Genomic DNA, 18,772 nt, shown 5'->3' with positions numbered 1-18,772 from the left:
CCGGAGGCAGCTAATGTTTCGACTACAGCTTGTAGGCCTGCCGTGCCAGCAGTTTCCACTGGCCCTGCTGCTTTTGCCACACCAGCAGCACACCCAGTTTTACCGTACCCGGCGTACCGCCATCGTTCGTTTCGCCTGAAAGCTGGTGCCGCACCAGTGCTGTGTTACCGGAAACTTTTACGGTCTGGTCTTTCAGATCGATGCTTACAAAATCGGATTTCCCGCTCACGATGGTTTCGACAAAGGTGGCCTTGTCTTCTAGTTTACCACTGGAATGGCCGTAGCTTAAATCACTGGCCGTGAGGGCTTCCAGTTTCTTTTTGTCGGCATCCACCATGGCTTTGCGCAAGGCTTCCACAGCAGCAGCAACATCTTTTTCTTCTTTTGACTGCGCCTCAGTTACGACACTAAATGCAAGACAGACAAGCAGCAAACAAAATAATTTTTTCAGCATAACCGGAAATGTTTTAAGTGAGAAGCAATGATAGGCATTCCCGCACATATTCACCAGAATTTTCAGTTATAACCACTCCCTTTCCCGGCCATGCTGCGCGCTGAAAGTCGATCCGTGAACACAACCTGCCCCCTAGGGCCGTTTCATTCTAATATTTTGTGTCATTTCGAACGCAGTGAGAAATCTGGTGCTGACATAAATGCTTGAAATAATTCAGATTTCTCACTGCGTTCGAAATGACATTTTCTTTTATTGTCCATTTTGAATTATAGGAAACCAGAATGAAACGGCCCTACCCTGCACACCCCCTATCCTAAACGGAAAAAGATAGCAATCAAGATTGCCTTATCCTCTGAACCTCAGCCGGAATCGTTAGGCTGCGAGCTGGTTGCAGAGGCGCAGGCATGACAGCGCAGGATGGTGTCTACGGCTTTTTTTTGAATTTTAGCATTTGTGAACAAAAATGCATTACAGCAGTAGCCCAAGCTATCTAAAAGTATCCATTACGCGATTATTTTTCAAAACAGCGGAAAACGGCGGCACCATCTCCCGCTCCAGTGTTTGCTGTTCCGGTTCACAAACCCAGATTATAAATTACATTTTAAGTTTTATTCCTGTTTGCACAATTCGCAGACGGAGCATTAACTACCACTTTAACAGGTTTATATGAAAAACACTTTTTACAAATTAACAACTGTTCGTTTGCTGCTGGTGTCGGCATTAGTATTCCTCACGGCCCAGGTCTTCGGACAGCGGCAAATGGAAAAACTGGACCGGGGCGTCATCGCTGTCAGAACGTCACCCACCGAAGTATACATTGGCTGGCGCCTGCTGGCCACCGACCCGGATAATATCAAGTTTAATGTTTACAGTAACGAAACCCTTGTAAACACTTTTGGGGGTCCGACGTCCATGACCAATACGACCCATACTTCTACGTCTAATTCTGCTGTCTATACCGTACGGCCGGTAATTAACGGAGTGGAGCAGGAAGCCTCGAAGGGTGCAGCTGTCTGGAGTTCCAATGCCTTGCGCGTTCCCCTGCAAAAACCAGCTGATGGCGTTACGCCACCTTATACCGTAACAAATAATGGCAACGTTGAAAATTATCCTGCGGGCCAGTCTTACTCCTACACCCCTAACGACTGCAGTGTGGGCGACCTCGATGGCGACGGTGAATACGAATTGATCGTAAAATGGGATCCTACCAACTCCAGGGATAATTCGCATGGCGGCTATACCGGCAATGTTTACCTGGATGCTTACAAAATGGATGGCACCCACCTCTGGAGAATAGATCTGGGCCGGAACATACGGGCAGGCGCGCATTACACCCAATTTATCGTATTTGACCTGGACGGCGATGGCCTGGCAGAAGTAGCCTGCAAAACTGCTGATGCCACGATCGACGGTGTGGGCACTGTGATTGGCAATGCGGCAGCTGATTACCGCAACAACCAGGGCCGCATTTTATCCGGGCCGGAATTCCTGACTGTGTTTAATGGCAGAACCGGTGCCGCCATGGCCACAACCAATTATGTTCCGGGGCGTGATCCGATAAACGGCTGGGGCAGCAACGAGAGCTACGGCAACCGGGTAGACCGCTTTCTGGCAGGTGTGGGTTATTTTGACGGTCAGCGTCCGAGCCTGCTGATGTGCCGCGGCTACTATGGCAGAAGCGTACTGGTTGCCTGGGACTGGCGAAACAACCAACTGACCCAGCGCTGGAAATTCGATTCGAACGACTCCGGCAATTCCACTTATGGCGGCCAGGGCTTCCATAGCTTAAGCATCAACGATGTGGATGCAGACGGAAAAGATGAAGTGGTATATGGCTCGATGGTAGTAGACGATAATGGAGGACGATTATACACCACCCGCCTGGGCCACGGCGATGCGCTTCACGTAACCGACATGGACCCGGACAGGCCGGGACTGGAAGTGTGGACCTGCCAGGAGTCTCAGAGTGAATACGCCGGAATGGGCTTGCGCCTGCGCGATGCGCGTACCGGCGAAAATATTTTTGGAGTACCAACAACCGGGGACATTGGCCGTGCCTTGGCGGCAGACATTGATTCCAGGCATAAAGGCGTGGAAATGTGGGGCTCCACAGGGGGCGTGTTTAACGCGAAAGGCGTACAGGTAGCCACCAACAGGCCGAGCGTAAACTTTGCCGTCTGGTGGGATGCCGACCTGCAGCGCGAACTGCTCGACGGGAACCGGATTGACAAATGGATACCGGGCTCTACTTCAGGTAGCACCAGCAACCTAAAAACATTTACCGGCAATTCCTCTAATAACAGTACAAAAGCAACTCCTTGCCTGTCAGCAGATATTTTAGGCGATTGGCGCGAAGAGGTTATACTGAGAACTGATGACAACTCTGCCATTCGTATTTTCACAACCACAACCCCCTACTATTCCAACACCACTACAAATCCCAGGTTCTATACCCTGATGCACGACCCGCAGTACCGGACTTCAATTGCCTGGCAGAACGTAGGTTACAACCAGCCGCCGCATACCAGCTTTTACCTGGGTGGCGGTATGGACCTGGAAGTGCCAAAACCATCGATTACGATTGCAGGTTCGGGCGTAACGGGGCTGAAGAAAGAAGTAAAAGGCCAGCAGACCATTTTTGTTTATCCGAATCCATCCACGGATGTTTTCCAGATCAATGCGCTTGGCGCTTACAGCTATACCATTTACGACCAGCTGGGCCGCAGCATCGAAACAGGTAAGGGAACCGGCGAAGGTGTGATTGGCGAAAGTCTGAAAGCAGGTGTGTACACTGTCAGAATCGAAACAAAGTTAGGCACGAAAGTAGAACGCATCCTGAAACAATAGTTGCTTTTACCTGCAACAGCAAAAAAAAATGGTCCGGTAGATGTATTCTTACCGGACCATTTTCATTTTTGAGCAGCAGCAGAGGCTGTGGTGGCTGCAGCAGTAAACAAAAGCAATTAAAAAAGCCTGAAAAACCCTTCTGCTCCTGCCACCACACCCACTGCAGCACCTTCTTTTGCCTAGTGCATGCGGTCGGGCCTTGGCTCCAGGTTGCGGATAATGTCAGCTTCAATTTCCAGCAGCTCCTTCAGGCGGGCATCTACTTCTTCAACGGGCATGTATTCTTTGGCCAGCTTCACGAAACTCACATAATGCCCCGCCTCCGACACCATCAGCTCGTAGTAAAACTTCTGCAGGTCCTCGTCCTGTATATTCTTCCAGAGCAACTTAAAACGCTCACAGCTCCGGGCTTCTATCAGGGCGTTTACCAGCAGGTGGTCCATCAGCTGCCGCTCCCGCTTCCCTCCTTTCCGGATATGCTTCACCAGCTCCACGACATATTCATCCGGGCGGTTTCTTCCCAGCGCATAGCCACGCTTTTTCAGCTCCGCCAGCACCCGTTCAAAGTGCCCCCACTCCTCAGCCACCAGGTCGGTCATTTCGTCTACCAGGCGGGTTTTGTCCGGGTACTTCACAATAAGCGAGATAGCAGACGTGGCAGCCTTTTGCTCACAGTACGCATGGTCTACCAGTATTTCCTCAATATTCTTCTCCGCAATGTTCACCCACCGCGGATCGGTAGGAAGGTGTAAGCGAAGTATGGTTTTAGTGGGCTGATCAGACATGTTTTAAGTTAGAAAGTTTGGGAGTTTGAGAGTTTGGGAGTTTGAGAGTTTGGGAGTTAGAGAGTTTGAGAGTTTAGGAGGTAGAGAGGTAGTGATTTTGTAGGGGTTGAACATTTTCAACCCTGTAACAGAAAGGTAGAAAGGTTGGGGGTATGGCTGTAGAGACGCGGTGCCCGCGTCTCCTGCACGAACCATAGACAAACCCAATCAATCCCGCCATTCCTTAAATCTTCTTAATCGTGTTCAGACAAAAAATCCTGTAAATCCTTTAATCCGCTTAACCCTGATTCAGACAAATATAAAATCACACACATCATTCCATCCTACCATCAACGGTTCAGACAAAATTTAATCGAAAAACATCCACTTCAGGCCGAAGACGAAACTGCGGCGCATGCCAGGGTAACCGGGTGTTACAAAATAGGCAGGATAAAGCAGTTCATCCGTTGCATTGGCCAGCTTCAAGAACAGGTTCACTGTTTTGATGTCGGCATTCACAAACACATCTATCACCGGGTAAGATTGTACCTCGTAGCTGTTCTGCAGGTAAAACTGCTGCGTTACCGGCATGTAATCATCGGCAAAATAGGGTGTATTCACATGCAGCTCTACCCCCAGCTGTGCGTATAGCGCTTTTTTGAACAGGTTGCCCTGCAAATAAGCTTTCGAGTTGCCAAACCACTCGGGTATACGGATGGTTTCTGCCTGGTCGGTGTTGGTGTAGGCTACAAAATTGTCGAGATGGAAGGCGCCGAACCTGATCCTGTGTTCCAGCTGCCCGCCGTAAAAGCGCTGGCTTCCGGCTAACTGCTCCGGCACCGCCTGTTCGTTAAAAAAGATATGGCGTTTGATGTTGGTATAATGCGCCATAAATTTAAGGTACTGCCTGCCGCCAAGCTTCCCGGTATAGTTTACCTGCAGCCGGTCCGTTACACTGGTATTAAAATTATGCTGCCAGTCGAAATGGTTGCTCAGCAGGCGCTGTTCCAGCAAAGACGGGGAACGCAGTACCCGGGCCATCTTAAACTGAAGCCCCTCAAAGTAAATCAGCCCCGACACGTTGTAATCTTTTGTGATCTGGAATTCGCCGTCGACCTGCAGCACCGCCTTGTTTTCGTACTGCAGCCGCAGCTGCCCTCCTGCCAGCAGGTTGGTAATGCGGTCGCTTTCCAGCAGGGTAGCTTCCACAGCATTTTCAAGCTGATGCACAGAATAGTCCATAGCGGCTGTCCGCTGCTTCAGGTAGGCTTTGTAGAAGGAATATTTGCTGTTCCCGGTTACCCCAAACACGTTCTGTACTTCGCGGTAATTTGTGCGGTCGTCGGTCTTTCTGCGGCTGAAAAGCGTATCGGGGTAGAATTCAAGGCTACTCACACCATCGTCCTGGTAGAGGTTACGCTGGCGGCGCATGTCAAACTGGTGGTAAAGCTTCAGGTCTTCGCCGGCCAGTTTAAAGATCTGCAGCAAATGGTAATTGTTCCGGTACTCCTGCGAAGCCGCCTGGTTCAGCCATATCTCGTTTTCGTTGTAACGGATAATATCAGGTGAAATAATGGTATCGGTAGTACTGGGTTTGATCCCGCCCGTTTCCACATGCTCCTGGTTCATGTGCGTGTAATTGGCAAACAGGTCGTACCGTTTGTTAGGTGACTGGTAGTGGGTAAAGGCCTTTACAGCCTGGTTATTGATAAGCCGGTCGCCGCGTAAGCCCCTCGAGGAAGGACCGATCTGCTTGTTGGCCGACAGAATTTTGTAGGCTACCCCCACATTCCAGTTTGGCTTGATGTTACGGGCGTAGATAGCTTCAAATACCTGCTCCCCCAGCTGCCCCTGCACATAATGCAAATGCGAATAAGGCGAACGGGTATCGTAGTAATTGATGCGCTCCGGATCGTAGGCGTAGCGGTCGAACGTGTTACGGCCCAGTCGTACCCCAATCTTCTCGGGCATTCTGAAGAGCAAGGGCTGTGCTGCGGTGGCAACGTTACCCAGATGCTTGTGATAGGTGGTATCCTCGTACCAGTAGCGCTCGTTGTGCATATTGTGGATGCTGGTATCAACCCGCTGCTCCACGTACCGCCCTTCCAGTACATCCTGTTCATAGAGACGCAGGGTGGTCCTGGGGCCATAAAGTACCTTGGTTGTGTCATCAATAATCTGGGCAGCAGCATCGTTACCAGCCGCCAGTGCTACCAAAAACAGGAATATCGTTAGTGCCTTTTTTCTCACGCCCCAAAAGTAATCAAAATCCCACAACATGCCCTACAGCCAGCTGCCCGGGATATGGAATATCTCTAATTTAATATAGTAGTATCACTGCTGCTACCGGACACGTCCATGCTGCACATGATGTAAAACCAACTCATCAAAATCAGCCGCACCTTGCAAAAACCTCACTTCAATCGGAATATAAAAAACAGGTAACTGTTCTACAAGCCCGGATAAAGAGGCGGAAGCCAGTTTTACCGCATCTTTACGTGTTGTCAGTACAGACAGGTTTGATTGCGGGTGCTGCTTTACCAGTTGCTGTACGCGCTGCAGGTCTGCTTCCGTATAAAAATAATGGTCGGGATAGGCCAGGTGCTGCACAATTGTATAGCCCTCTGAAAGCAGGTATTGTTTAAAGGGCGCGGCATTCGCGATACCGGTCAGCAGCAGAATTTGTTTGCTTACAGGCTGCTGTAGTCCTACACTTACAGGATTTCCGTAGGAATAAGCGGTAAAAAATACAGGCGTTCCCGGCTTCGTGTATTTTTTAATTTCCAGTTTCAGCCGCTCCTGCTCCTGTCCGGACAAGCCGGGCGGACATTTGCTCATAATAACAGCATCTGCCCGTGCTGCTCCTTTTCTCCGCTCCCGCAACAGGCCGGCCGGCAGCACAAAATCTTTAAAAAAAGGGCGGTAAAAGTCGGTGACCAGGATGTTGAGCGACGGCTGTACCGGGCGGTGCTGCATGGCATCGTCCAGGACAATCACCTCCGTTTCCGGGCGCTGCTCCCGCAGCTGCCGGATGCCCGCTACCCGGTCTTCGGACACGGCAACGGTTACCTCTTTAAAATCGCAGAAGTACTGGAAAGGCTCATCGCCCAGCCTAGCAGCCGATGCCTGCGCATCCGCCAGCACAAAGCCTTTGGTTTTCCGTTTGTAGCCCCGGCTCAGGGTGGCCACCCTGTATTTTTGCAGCAGGCGCAGCAGGTATTCCACATGCGGAGTTTTGCCCGTACCTCCTACGGTCAGGTTGCCGACTGCAATAACCGGGATATCGAATTGCTCCGAAGCCAGCACGCCCTTGTCGTAAAGGGAATTCCGTAGTGCCATTATTCCACCGTACACGGAAGAAAATGGCCGAAGCAACTGTTTCAGGTATTTTGCCATGCTTTTTTGATGGAGCAAAATTAAAACTAATTTTAACGCATCAACGAACAGGATAAGAGATAAAGGAAAAAATAATGGCAACCATTGCAGAAGTAATAAAAGAACTGGAGCTGCTGGCGCCGCCGCACTACCAGGAAAGCTACGACAACGCCGGCCTGCAGACCGGCGACAGCAGCACCCAGGTAACAGGCGCCCTCCTCACGCTCGATTGCACCGAGGCCGTACTCGACGAAGCCCTGGCAAAAGGATGCAACCTGGTCATAGCCCACCACCCGGTCATTTTCAAAGGGCTGAAGCAGCTGACCGGCCGCAACTACGTGGAGCGCACCATCATCAAAGCCATCCAGAACAACATCGCCATTTATGCCAGCCACACCAACCTCGATAACATGCACCATGGCGTAAATGCGAAGATTGCGCAAAAACTGGAGCTGCAGCACACGCGCATACTGGTAAACAAGCCCCAGACGCTCATGCAACTGGTCACCTTCGTGCCAACAGATAGTACTGAAAAGGTGCTGCAGGCGCTTTACGAAGCCGGGGCGGGCCAGCTTGGCGACTACCGGAACTGCAGTTTCCAGGTACAAGGCACCGGCACTTTTCTGCCCACCGGAAAAGCCGCACCTGCCATTGGCGAAGTAGGAAAACAGGAACAGGTAACTGAAAACAGAATTGAAGTTATCTTTCCGGCTTACCTGCAGCACAAAGTGATGGCAGCCCTGCGGCAGGCTCATCCCTACGAAGAGGTGGCGCATTACCTCACCTCACTTGAAAACCAGAACCAGGAAATTGGCATCGGCATGATCGGGGAATTGGCGGAGCCGTTGCAGGAAGAAGCATTCCTGGCATACCTGAAGGAGAAAATGGCGCTGCAGGGGATGCGGTACACCTCAGTAGGAGCTAAAAAGATAAAGCGGGTAGCAGTTTGCGGCGGCTCCGGCTCCTTCCTGATCAAAGATGCGCTGCGCCAGGGAGCCGATGCCCTGGTAACCGGCGATGTAAAGTATCATGAGTTTTTTGATGCCGAAGGCAGGCTCCTGATAGCCGACATCGGGCACTACGAAAGTGAAGTATACACAAAGGAGATTTTTTATGAGGCTTTGTCGAAAAAGTTTCCTACTTTTGCGTTCTATTTATCAAACGTCAACACAAACCCTGTCAGATACACTTTTTAATACATGGAAAGTACGGTAGCCAGTAAACTGGAAGCGTTATTAAAGCTTCAGAGTATTGATTCGCAGCTTGATGAAATCAGACGCGTAAGAGGCGATTTACCTGAAGAGGTAAGAGACCTTGAAGATGAAATTGAAGGCTATGAGGTAAGGGTAAGAAAATTTGATGATGAGATTGCTGCCCTGAACGATACGATTGCCGCTCGCAAGCAGTCGATCAAAGACGCAGAGGGGCTGATCAGGAAATATGAGGATCAGCAGTCGAATGTGCGTAACAACCGCGAATACGATGCGATCACAAAAGAAATTGAGCTGCAGAAGCTTGAGATCCAGATTGCTGAGAAGAAAATTAAAGAGGCGCACTACCAGATCGATCAGAAAATAAACGAGATCGAAGGTACCAAGCACCGCCTCGAGGAGCGTCGCAAAGACCTGGAGAACAAAAAGCAGGAACTGGAGCAGATTGTTTCCGAAAGCCGCGAAGAAGAAAAGACCCTGGAACAGGATCGTGAAAAAGCTGCTGCCAATATCGAAGAACGTTTGCTGAGCGCTTATACCCGTATCCGCAGCAACGTACGCAATGGCCTGGCGGTAGTAGCTGTAAAACGCGATGCCTGCGGCGGATGCTTCAACACCGTGCCCCCACAGCGCCAGGCAGACATTGCTGCCCAGAAAAAAGTAATCGTTTGCGAACACTGCGGCCGTATTCTGGCTGGTGTGGAGCAACGCGTATTTTAAATGACCTTGCATGCGCTTTAGTCGCTTGAATATACAATGGAAAAGGATGGCTAAACCCCATCCTTTTTTTATGGTGCTTGGGCTGCTGTTGGGCAGTTTCTGCACAAGTGCTGCGCCTGCTTCAGACTTTAACGCGCAGGTAGCACAAGCCTACGCGCTTACCGCAAAACTTAAAATCAACAGTGGCCGGGCAATTATTCAGAAAGAACTGCAGGCAAACCCAAACAACGTACCTGCCCTGCTCGTTGCCAATTACCAGGACTTTCTTACCTTAAGCATCCTGCAAAACCCCGCCGATTACGACAGGCTGGTTGAAGCGCAGGAAAAAAGGCTGAAGCTAATCGGTTCGCTGAAAGAAAAATCGGCCTGGGTAAATTACAGCCTGGCCGAAATACGGATGCAACTGGCCATCTGCCGCCTGCTGTTCGGGCACCGGCTCGAAGCAGCCTGGGATTTCAGGCAGGCGTACCTGCAGTACGAAGCCAACGCAAAAGCCTACCCCTCCTTTCTGCCCAACAAAAAAACTCTCGGACTGCTGCAGGTAATGATAGGCTCGGTACCGGACAGTTACCAATGGATCTTACGGATAGTAGGCATGCGCGGCAGCGTGGCTACCGGACTGGCAAACCTGAAAACTGCTGCTACACAGGAGCACCCGTTCCGGGAAGAAGCGCTGTTGACCTACGTCTTCGTAAAACAGCTCCTGGACCAGGAACAAATAGAACAGGCCCAAAAAGTGTTTGCAGGTTTAATGAAAGAAGAACCGGACAACCTGCTGTATTCCTTCCTGGCCATGCACCTGTATAAAAAGGATAAAAAAAGTGACAAGGTGCTGCAGCTGTTCCTGAACCGCCCGACCGGTAATCAGTACCTCCCTTTCCCGTACCTGCACCACATGGTAGCGGATGTTTACCTGTACAAGGGCCACCTGGACCGCTCTATCCGGGAAAACAGCCTGTTCCTGAAGCAGCACCCGGGCACGCACTACCGTAAAGCAGCCCATTTCAAGCTTTACCTGGCGTACTGGCTCGATGCTGATTACCAAAAAGCAAACTACCATTACAACCAAATTTCCGAAGAAGGAGAAACCGTACTGGAGGAGGATAACTATGCCGCAAAGTTTGTAGAGAAAAAGGAGCAGTTCAACAAATATTTGCTGTGGGCACGCCTCCGGTCAGATGGCGGTTACTACAAGGAAGCACTTGCCGATGCAAACAAGCTGGAAATAACGTCCGAAACGCCGGTGCCCATACGGGCGGAATACCTGTACCGCAAAGCGCGTATTTTCGATGGTATGGAAGAAGACAGCCTGGCCAAAAAATATTACGACAGCACCATAAACGCCTGCAGGTCAACCAGCTTGTACTTTGCACCTAACGCAGCGCTTCATTTGGGCTATATTTACCAGGAAGAAAACAACAAGGAAAAAGCGCGGGCTTACTACAAGCAGGCACTCAGCTACAAAGGCCATGAGTACAAGAACAGCATCGACAACAAAGCCAAACTGGCACTTTCTTCCTTATAAGCAGTAAGTACACAAAGCAGCCTGAATCCGCACCCACCATGCCCACTACCGTTCTTTATGCCGCTGACTTACCTGTTCCGCTGGAAGAGTTCAGGCTGAAAGCGCTGGCGTGGGCAGACCAGTTTCCGTTGGTGGCCTACTACAACCCGCACCAGATCCCTTATCCGTACAGCGGCTTTGAGCATATCTTAGCTGTCTCGGGAGGTGCTGCTTTACCCCTTGAGCAGGAGCATGCTTTTGAGAGCTTACGCCTGGCCTTGCAGCAACAGCAGCAACTCCTGTGTGGTTACCTGGCTTACGACCTCAAAAATCAGCTGGAAAATCTGCACAGCAACAATCCGGACCAGCTGGGTTTCCCACTCATTTTCTTTTTTGAACCGGAAATAACCTTCTACTTTAAGCATGACCGTGTAAGTATCGAATTTTCGGACGCTTACCGTTCTGCACCCACTGCCACCATACTCTCTGTTCCAACTCCTGTTGCTACCCTTCAGTCAGCCATCGCTGTAAAGCCGAGGGTAATGCAGGAGGTATACAAAAAGAAAGTGGAGCAAATCCGGAAGCACATTCTGGAGGGGGATGTGTACGAACTGAACTACTGCATCGAGTTCTTTGCTGAGCAGGTTACCCTCGAGCCACTGCCGCTCTACCTGACCCTGAGTGCTGTCTCTCCCACTCCTTTCGGCGGGTATCTCAAGTGCGAATCAAAGTACCTGCTGTGCGCGTCACCGGAAAGATTCCTTAAGAAGGAAGGAAGCAAGCTCATCTCGCAACCCATCAAAGGCACCATCCGGCGGGGCGCTACCCCAGCCGAAGACCAGCAACTCCAACACCAGCTACGGCACGACGAGAAAGAACTGGCTGAGAACATGATGATCATGGACCTGGTCCGCAACGACCTCCGCCGCTCCTGCGCCACCGGCACTATTAACGTGGAGGAAATGTTCGGCATCTATGGTTTCCGGCAGGTGTCGCAGATGATTACCACCGTTACGGGAGAATTAAGGGAGGACTGTGATCTGGTGGATGCGATAAAAGGAGCCTTCCCGATGGGCAGCATGACGGGCGCTCCTAAAATTAGAGCCATGCAGTTAATTGACGAACTGGAAGACACTAAGCGCGGCCTTTACTCCGGCGCCTTTGGCTATATCCACCCCAACCAGGACTGTGACTTTAACGTCGTCATTCGGAGCCTCCAATATAACGCAGCAACCGGCTACCTCTCCTTCATGGTAGGCAGCGCCATCACCTTCGATTCTGATCCTGAAAAAGAGTACGCCGAGTGCCTTCTCAAAGCACAGGCCATGATGGAGGTGTTAGAAAAAGTATGACCCCAAAAGCTGCTGCAAACGAAAAATAAACCTGGTGCGCTTGTATGATGATAAAGCCCTTAACTTCTTTAAGATTTATTTTCGCATTAATGGTTTTTGCAAGCCATCTGGATTATATTAGGTCTGACGATGCCTGGTTTCAAAAAGTAAATAAACTTGTTTTCGCAGAAGGATATGTAGGGGTAAGCTTTTTTTTCATGTTGAGCGGATTTGTTCTTTCCTTAACCTATAGGGAAAGAATTATCCAAGGTAGTGTTTCTATTAAGGAATTCTGGGTAGCTAGAGCAGCCCGCATCTATCCTCTGCATTTCGTGATGCTCTTAGTCGCAATTCCTCTTACTGTACCAGAAATTAGTACAGCGCCTCCATCCTGGCTTCTAAAGTTTTTCAGTAATTTATTTCTGGTGCAAAGCTTTATACCGGTATCCGATTACTTTTTTTCATTTAACGCCCCTTCCTGGAGTATCTCTTGTGAACTGTTTTTTTACCTGATGTTTCCGTGGATTATACTAGCCCTGTACAGGAAAAAAATAAATTTCGCAGTTTGCATCCTATTTATTTTGCTTATTCCGCTCGGAACATATGTATTTCCTCCAGCTTTAGAACATCGGTTTTTTTATATCAATCCCCTTTTCAGATTAGCGGACTTCCTGATCGGTATACTAATTTTTGAGCTCTATGATAAGGGGATTTTTGATAAGTTTTTTAAGTCAAAACGAACCGCAACTTTACTGGAGACTCTGGCAGTAACTCTATTTTTACTCTTTTTTGCTTTCCATTCGTTCATCCCCCAAGGCTACCGTTACGCAAGTTATTACTGGCTACCTATTACCCTCCTGCTTATGGCCTTTGCCTATCAGAAAGGATACCTGTCACAGCTGTTGTCAGTAAAGCTTCTATATGTTTTGGGAGAACGAAGCTATGGCTTTTACCTGCTTCACATCTTAGTAATGCGGTACATGCTCTTTATAAACCGTAAACTCCAGCTCATAGCAAATGACTACTTGCTTACGTGTTGCATATTCACAGTTGTTCTTATGGCCAGTTTTTTTTCTTATAAAATCATCGAAGTACCGGCCAATAGGTATATCAGGAAAAAATATCAAGATTATCTATCAGATATGAAAACGGCAAGAATCACAAATTAACCTTTGCCTTTTCGGCTAATCCTCTATGAATGTTACTTGTATGTGCCCGTTAACACATCAATCCATAAACCCAGTACCCACATTAGCACATTACCCTCATTAACACATCAGCACATTAATAAAGTACCTGCCATTCTGTCACACTTTTAAGCAAAAATGTAGTATATTTGCATCCCTAATAGTAACAGCATGGACGCATTAGTTAAGGATTTAAATTTTATAGATAACCGTACGCCTGAAGAAGCCGCAGCTGCCTGCGAAACCCAGGTAACCAAGGAGACAAATACCGGAAAAACACGCAAACTGTACATCGAGAGCTACGGTTGCGCCATGAACTTCTCCGACAGTGAGATCGTATCTTCTATCCTCTTCAAAGAAGGTTTCGATACCACTTCCGAAATTGAACAAGCTGACCTGGTGTTGCTGAATACCTGCTCCATCCGCGAGAAAGCGGAACAAACAGTGCGTAACCGCCTGGGCCAGATCAATTACTTTAAGCGCAAAAAACCGGGTCTGATTGTGGGGGTGCTGGGCTGTATGGCCGAGCGCCTGAAAAAATCGCTGCTGGAAGAAGAGAAGATCGTGGACCTGGTAGTGGGTCCGGATGCTTACCGCGACCTGCCAAACCTGCTGAACGAAGTAGATGGCGGCCAGAAGGCGGTGAACGTACTGCTGTCGCGCGAGGAAACCTATGCCAACATCAACCCCATCCGGTTGAACAGCAACGGTGTTTCTGCCTTTATCTCCATCATGCGGGGCTGCGACAACATGTGCTCGTTTTGCGTGGTGCCTTTTACCCGTGGACGCGAACGTAGCCGCGATGCCCACTCTATTTTGCAGGAAGCGCAGGAACTGGTGAAACAAGGCTACAAAGAAGTGACCCTGCTGGGCCAGAATGTGGATTCCTATAAATGGGCATCGGAAGACGGAACAGAAACTGTGAATTTTGCGCAGCTGCTGGAAAGGGTGGCGCTGGTAAACCCTTATCTGCGGGTTCGCTTCTCTACCTCGCACCCCAAAGACATCACCGATGAAGTGTTGTACACGATTAAAAAGTACGACAACATCTGCAAATACATCCACCTGCCGGCCCAAAGCGGTAATTCGCGGGTGCTGGAACTCATGAACCGCACCTACGATCGGGCGTGGTACCTGAACCGTGTAGACGCCATCCGTGCCATCCTGGGAGAAGACTGTGGCATTTCCAGCGATATGATCTCCGGCTTCTGCACCGAAACCGAAGAAGAGCACCAGGACACGCTGTCGCTGATGGACTATGTACAATTCGACTACTCCTATATGTTCTTCTATTCCGAGCGTCCCGGCACACTGGCCGCCCGGAAGCTGGAAGACGATATTCCACTGGAAACGAAGAAGCGCAGGCTGGAAGAGGTCATCAATAAGCAGCGCGAGCTGTCGCTGCTCCGCAACAAACGCGATGTAGGCAAAGTGCACAAAGTGCTGGTAGAGAACTTCTCCAAGAAATCAAAAGACTTCCTGAGCGGCCGCAACGACCAGAACAAAGTAGTGATCTTCCCTAAAATGCATTACAAAAAAGGGGATTATGTAAACGTGCTGGTAAACGACTGCAGCGTAGGCACTTTGTTCGGGGAAGCTTGTTAATGTGCTCATTTTATAATGTGCTAATGTGTTAATGAGGGGAATAGTATAATTCTTTTAATCAACACAGTAGCACATTAAAGAATTAGCACATTTAAAACCAGCACATTAAATAATTAGCACATTAACTAAATGCAGCATATAGATATTCAAAGTATAAAGCAGCGATTCGGGATCATTGGTAATTCGCCCCTGCTGAACCATGCCGTACAGGTGGCTGCGCAAGTGGCGCCGACCGACATGACCGTGCTGATTACCGGTGAAAGCGGAAGCGGCAAAGAATCTTTTTCCAAAATTATCCATAGCCTGAGCCCCCGGAAGCACGGGCAGTTTATTGCGATTAACTGTGGCGCCATTCCCGAAGGCACCATCGACTCGGAGCTTTTCGGGCACGAAAAAGGCTCTTTTACCGGTGCGCAGGAAGCGCGCAAAGGTTATTTTGAAGTAACGGACGGCGGCACGATTTTCCTGGATGAGATTGGTGAAATGCCGCTGGGCACCCAGGCACGCCTGCTGCGGGTGCTGGAAAACGGCGAATTTATTAAGGTCGGATCATCCAAAGTGCAGAAAACCGACGTGCGCGTAGTGGCCGCCACCAACGTAAACCTGTTGGGTGCGGTAGAAAAAGGCGCTTTCCGCGAAGATTTATATTACCGCCTGAACACCGTACCGATTGCAGTGCCGCCATTGCGCGACCGGGGCAATGATATTTACCTGCTGTTCCGTAAATTTGCAAGCGACTTTTCCGACAAATACAAAGTAAAGCCCATCAGCCTGACGCCGGACGCTATCCAGGAGCTGATGAAGTTCCGGTTTCCGGGTAACATCCGGCAGCTCAAAAATATTGTGGAGCAAATCTCGGTGCTGGAGTACGAGCGGGAAATAGACGCCGACAAACTGCGCCACTACCTGCCACAGGGACAAAGCAACCTGCCCATGTTGTTGAGTACCGAAAAAGGTGCCGATCAGAAATTTTCGGAGCGGGACCTGCTCTACAAGGTGCTTTTTGACATGCGGCGCGACATGTCGGAACTTAAAAAGCTGGTTTTTGAGTTGCTTACACATGACCACCAGGAAGGCGAACTGCTGAAAGAGCACAGCCACCTGTTCGAAAACATCGAGCACCACTACGCAGGCCGCAGCTACCAGCCGGAAAAAGCAGAAGGTTACCTGCTCCCGGTAAAGCACCCGCAGCACGATGACTACGATAATCACAAGGAAGTGGAAGATATTCCGCACGAAACCGAGGAAGAGAGCCTGTCGCTGGAGGATAAGGAAAAGGAGCTGATCCTGAAAGCGCTGAAAAAGCATAACAACAAACGTAAATATGCCGCCCTCGACCTGGGAATATCGGAGCGGACTTTATACCGTAAACTGAAGCAGTATGATATTGAAGAGTAAACTCGTTTTGATCAGCCATTGCCTGCTTTTCCTGCTACTGTTTTGCAGCGGTTGCGGCATTTATTCTTTTACCGGCATTACCGTAGATCCCGATATTAAAACGATCTCCATCCAGAACATCGAAAACAGTTCGGGCGAGGGTCCTGCCAACCTGACACAGCTGGTAACCAATGGCTTTAAACAAACCTTCCAGCGCAATACCAACCTGACCATCATTCAGCGGGAGGGCGATCTCCAGTTTGAAGGAAACATTGTTACCTTTTCGCTTACGCCGGCAGCGGTGCAGCGGACAGACCAGTTCGACCAGGCCAGCCTCAACCGCCTGACGCTGGGCGTACAGGTGCGTTATACCAACACTAAAAACTCGGAGGAAAATTTCGACCAGCTGTTTAGCATTTCGCAGGACTTTGCCGCAAACGTGGACATCACCCAGATTCCGCCTTCTGCTATTGAAGAAATGACCGACCGGCTGGTAACCGAAGTTTTAAACAAATCATTGGCGAACTGGTAGCAGCTGCCAACAGTAAATAAATTATGAATAAATCCGCTTTCCTTGAACTGATACAACAGGTATCGGGCATAACAGACCAACAAACAGATGAACTGGAAAAGGTGGCTGCGGCATTCCCGTACTGCCAGACCGCGCACCTGCTGCTGGCCAAATCTGCTTATGACAAAGGAAGCATGTTGTCTTCGCAACGCCTGCGCAGCGCCTCGTCCTACGCCACCGACCGGAAGCTGCTGAAAAAAATTATTTATGCCGTTCCTTCGCCGCCAGTGCCTGTTTATCAAGAAACTGAGCAGGAAGAGCAGCACGAACCCGAGCTACTGCAGAACCAGGAGCCACAGGAGCAGGAAACAGCAGCAGAGGCAATGGTGACTGCAGCAGCAGAAAATCCGGAGCCCACCGAAGCACCCGAACCTGCCAACGAGCCTGTATCCGGTCCGGAGAACCAGGAGGAAGAACAAGTAACGGAAGAAACGGCCGGCGAAAACGAGGAAGAACTAATAGCCGCTGAACCTGCGCCTGCCACGCCTGAACCAGCAAGTTCTGAAACAACAGAGGGTACAGCAGAACCTACCGCAGCGGAAGCACCGGAAGAATCGGTTTACTCGGAGCTGGCTATGTTGCTTACCATCAACAGCCTTAGCTCCTCCTCCACCGACCTGCTCATTGCTAAACCTGACAAAACTACCGTAGCACCGGCTCCCATTATCCCGGAACTGCTGCATGCAAACGAAGACACGCCCGATACCGCCGAAACCGAAGCCGGCGCTGGCGAAGAGGCTGAGGAGGCACCAGCAGAAACCTCTCCCGCTGAACAGGAAGATAGTCCGGAAGACGAAATGACAGTCACTGACACGGCAGCAGCTGCAGAAACAGCTGCAACATCAGCAGAAAACCAGGAAGAGCAGCCTTTCGGGGAAGTAAACTACAGCTCCGACGAAATTGACCGGCTTTACGCTGAAGATGCCCTGGGCTACTGGATGGGCTCCAGCCGCATGGGCGAAGTGCTGCAGCTCAAAGACGACTATACGCGGCAGAAACCGCAAAGCTTTCACCCGGAACTCATCCTGGAGTACAGCAAAACCCATGAACTGGAAAAAGCCATTCAGCCCACCACCAATGTCCTCAGCACGCAGCTCGACATTATCGACCAGTTCCTCAAGCTCAACCCGCGCCTGAAAACGATGGCCAACCTGAAGCTAAAGCCCGAGCCGCAGGAAGATTTGTCGCTGAAAAGCACGCGGATACGCAAAGGCATGGCCTCCGAAAATTTAGCTTCCATTTTCCTGAAACAGGGCAAAGTGAAGAAAGCTGTTAAAATATATGAGCAGCTGATTTTGAAATATCCCGAAAAAAAAGCTTACTTTGCTGAACAAATAGAAAAATTACAAAACTTAAACTAATATGTATATCGCCATTATCAGTATCATCATTTTTATCTGCGTGCTGCTTATTCTTGTTGTGCTTGCACAGAACCCGAAAGGCGGCGGCCTGTCCAGCCAGTTTGGTGGAAGCACCAGCCAGTTGATGGGTGTTAAGCGCACAGGCGATTTACTTGAAAAACTTACCTGGGGCTTTGCTATCGCGTTGGTTGTATTAACCCTTGGCACACACATGATGTCTTCTGCAGGTTCTTCTGCCGGTGCTCCCCGCAGCATTAACGAAGAGCGTGCGCGTCAGTCGCAGCTTCCTGGCCCGGGTATGGCTCCTGGCGTTGCGGATACAACTGCCGCTATTCCGGATGCTGCTGACATTCCGGATATGATTGAATCCGATACTGCTCAATAAGCGGTTATCAATAATATAATGGAAACCCGGTAGGTTGGTAAAACCTACCGGGTTTTTTATTTGCACCTCCCACCACAGCC

At 49.9% G+C, this 18,772-nt stretch carries 15 protein-coding genes; 11 read left to right on the top strand and 4 right to left on the bottom strand.

The genetic code is table 11. The features are described from left to right. Positions 1 to 22: 22 nt before the first annotated feature. On the bottom strand, positions 23 to 454 hold the full coding sequence (locus DCW36_RS14935; RefSeq protein ID WP_114783445.1) for a nuclear transport factor 2 family protein: 432 nt from the start codon (positions 452 to 454) through the stop codon (positions 23 to 25). Between the two features lie 666 nt (positions 455 to 1,120). Between DCW36_RS14935 and DCW36_RS14930 the strand changes: the two genes are divergently transcribed. Further along, entirely contained in the window at positions 1,121 to 3,301 is a 2,181-nt protein-coding gene (locus tag DCW36_RS14930; RefSeq protein ID WP_114783443.1) for a rhamnogalacturonan lyase family protein, read from the top strand. A gap of 179 nt (positions 3,302 to 3,480) precedes the next feature. On the opposite strand, the gene miaE is transcribed toward DCW36_RS14930, so the two are convergent. From miaE to lpxK, 3 genes are all read right to left on the bottom strand, one after another. After that, on the bottom strand, positions 3,481 to 4,086 hold the full coding sequence (gene miaE, locus DCW36_RS14925; RefSeq protein ID WP_114783441.1) for a tRNA-(ms[2]io[6]A)-hydroxylase: 606 nt from the start codon (positions 4,084 to 4,086) through the stop codon (positions 3,481 to 3,483). A gap of 348 nt (positions 4,087 to 4,434) precedes the next feature. Next, positions 4,435 to 6,315: a putative porin gene (locus tag DCW36_RS14920; RefSeq protein ID WP_164891147.1), complete on the bottom strand. Its 1,881-nt coding sequence runs from the start codon at positions 6,313 to 6,315 to the stop codon at positions 4,435 to 4,437. A gap of 93 nt (positions 6,316 to 6,408) precedes the next feature. Then, on the bottom strand, positions 6,409 to 7,461 hold the full coding sequence (gene lpxK / locus DCW36_RS14915; protein WP_114783437.1) for a tetraacyldisaccharide 4'-kinase: 1,053 nt from the start codon (positions 7,459 to 7,461) through the stop codon (positions 6,409 to 6,411). A 74-nt stretch (positions 7,462 to 7,535) separates the two neighbouring features. Between lpxK and DCW36_RS14910 the strand changes: the two genes are divergently transcribed. From DCW36_RS14910 to secG, 10 genes are all read left to right on the top strand, one after another. Next, complete coding sequence (locus DCW36_RS14910; protein WP_114783435.1) at positions 7,536 to 8,636, top strand: Nif3-like dinuclear metal center hexameric protein; 1,101 nt, start codon at positions 7,536 to 7,538, stop codon at positions 8,634 to 8,636. A 3-nt stretch (positions 8,637 to 8,639) separates the two neighbouring features. Beyond that, complete coding sequence (locus DCW36_RS14905; RefSeq protein ID WP_114783433.1) at positions 8,640 to 9,371, top strand: zinc ribbon domain-containing protein; 732 nt, start codon at positions 8,640 to 8,642, stop codon at positions 9,369 to 9,371. Positions 9,372 to 9,417: 46 nt separating this feature from the next. Then, positions 9,418 to 10,896, top strand: a complete 1,479-nt coding sequence (locus DCW36_RS14900) for a tetratricopeptide repeat protein (protein WP_114783431.1) — start codon at positions 9,418 to 9,420, stop codon at positions 10,894 to 10,896. A gap of 38 nt (positions 10,897 to 10,934) precedes the next feature. Next, positions 10,935 to 12,227: an anthranilate synthase component I family protein gene (locus DCW36_RS14895; protein WP_164891146.1), complete on the top strand. Its 1,293-nt coding sequence runs from the start codon at positions 10,935 to 10,937 to the stop codon at positions 12,225 to 12,227. 44 nt (positions 12,228 to 12,271) lie between these two features. Beyond that, positions 12,272 to 13,375: an acyltransferase family protein gene (locus tag DCW36_RS14890; RefSeq protein WP_114783429.1), complete on the top strand. Its 1,104-nt coding sequence runs from the start codon at positions 12,272 to 12,274 to the stop codon at positions 13,373 to 13,375. A 189-nt stretch (positions 13,376 to 13,564) separates the two neighbouring features. Next, on the top strand, positions 13,565 to 14,998 hold the full coding sequence (gene miaB, locus DCW36_RS14885; protein ID WP_114783427.1) for a tRNA (N6-isopentenyl adenosine(37)-C2)-methylthiotransferase MiaB: 1,434 nt from the start codon (positions 13,565 to 13,567) through the stop codon (positions 14,996 to 14,998). A 129-nt stretch (positions 14,999 to 15,127) separates the two neighbouring features. Further along, complete coding sequence (locus DCW36_RS14880; protein WP_114783425.1) at positions 15,128 to 16,396, top strand: sigma-54 interaction domain-containing protein; 1,269 nt, start codon at positions 15,128 to 15,130, stop codon at positions 16,394 to 16,396. Continuing rightward, on the top strand, positions 16,380 to 16,907 hold the full coding sequence (gene lptE / locus DCW36_RS14875; protein ID WP_114783423.1) for an LPS assembly lipoprotein LptE: 528 nt from the start codon (positions 16,380 to 16,382) through the stop codon (positions 16,905 to 16,907). The genes DCW36_RS14880 and lptE overlap by 17 nt, the downstream gene beginning before the upstream one ends. A gap of 23 nt (positions 16,908 to 16,930) precedes the next feature. Continuing rightward, complete coding sequence (locus DCW36_RS14870; protein WP_114783421.1) at positions 16,931 to 18,307, top strand: tetratricopeptide repeat protein; 1,377 nt, start codon at positions 16,931 to 16,933, stop codon at positions 18,305 to 18,307. Position 18,308: 1 nt separating this feature from the next. Then, on the top strand, positions 18,309 to 18,692 hold the full coding sequence (secG, locus tag DCW36_RS14865) for a preprotein translocase subunit SecG (protein WP_114783419.1): 384 nt from the start codon (positions 18,309 to 18,311) through the stop codon (positions 18,690 to 18,692). Positions 18,693 to 18,772: the final 80 nt, after the last annotated feature.

The organism is Botryobacter ruber (genome assembly GCF_003347595.2).
In the GTDB taxonomy this organism is placed as follows: Bacteria; Bacteroidota; Bacteroidia; order Cytophagales; family Hymenobacteraceae; genus Pontibacter; species Pontibacter ruber_A.
This window is presented reverse-complemented; position numbering and strand designations above follow the sequence as displayed.

Bases quoted from the DNA above. Each gene is read 5' to 3' on its own strand.
- DCW36_RS14935 (WP_114783445.1), bottom strand. From the start codon at position 454: ATGCTGAAAAAATTATTTTGTTTGCTGCTTGTCTGTCTTGCATTTAGT.
- DCW36_RS14930 (WP_114783443.1), top strand. From the start codon at position 1,121: ATGAAAAACACTTTTTACAAATTAACAACTGTTCGTTTGCTGCTGGTG.
- miaE (WP_114783441.1), bottom strand. From the start codon at position 4,086: ATGTCTGATCAGCCCACTAAAACCATACTTCGCTTACACCTTCCTACC.
- lpxK (WP_114783437.1), bottom strand. From the start codon at position 7,461: ATGGCAAAATACCTGAAACAGTTGCTTCGGCCATTTTCTTCCGTGTAC.
- DCW36_RS14910 (WP_114783435.1), top strand. From the start codon at position 7,536: ATGGCAACCATTGCAGAAGTAATAAAAGAACTGGAGCTGCTGGCGCCG.
- DCW36_RS14905 (WP_114783433.1), top strand. From the start codon at position 8,640: ATGGAAAGTACGGTAGCCAGTAAACTGGAAGCGTTATTAAAGCTTCAG.
- DCW36_RS14900 (WP_114783431.1), top strand. From the start codon at position 9,418: ATGGCTAAACCCCATCCTTTTTTTATGGTGCTTGGGCTGCTGTTGGGC.
- DCW36_RS14895 (WP_164891146.1), top strand. From the start codon at position 10,935: ATGCCCACTACCGTTCTTTATGCCGCTGACTTACCTGTTCCGCTGGAA.
- DCW36_RS14890 (WP_114783429.1), top strand. From the start codon at position 12,272: ATGATGATAAAGCCCTTAACTTCTTTAAGATTTATTTTCGCATTAATG.
- miaB (WP_114783427.1), top strand. From the start codon at position 13,565: ATGGACGCATTAGTTAAGGATTTAAATTTTATAGATAACCGTACGCCT.
- DCW36_RS14880 (WP_114783425.1), top strand. From the start codon at position 15,128: ATGCAGCATATAGATATTCAAAGTATAAAGCAGCGATTCGGGATCATT.
- lptE (WP_114783423.1), top strand. From the start codon at position 16,380: ATGATATTGAAGAGTAAACTCGTTTTGATCAGCCATTGCCTGCTTTTC.
- DCW36_RS14870 (WP_114783421.1), top strand. From the start codon at position 16,931: ATGAATAAATCCGCTTTCCTTGAACTGATACAACAGGTATCGGGCATA.
- secG (WP_114783419.1), top strand. From the start codon at position 18,309: ATGTATATCGCCATTATCAGTATCATCATTTTTATCTGCGTGCTGCTT.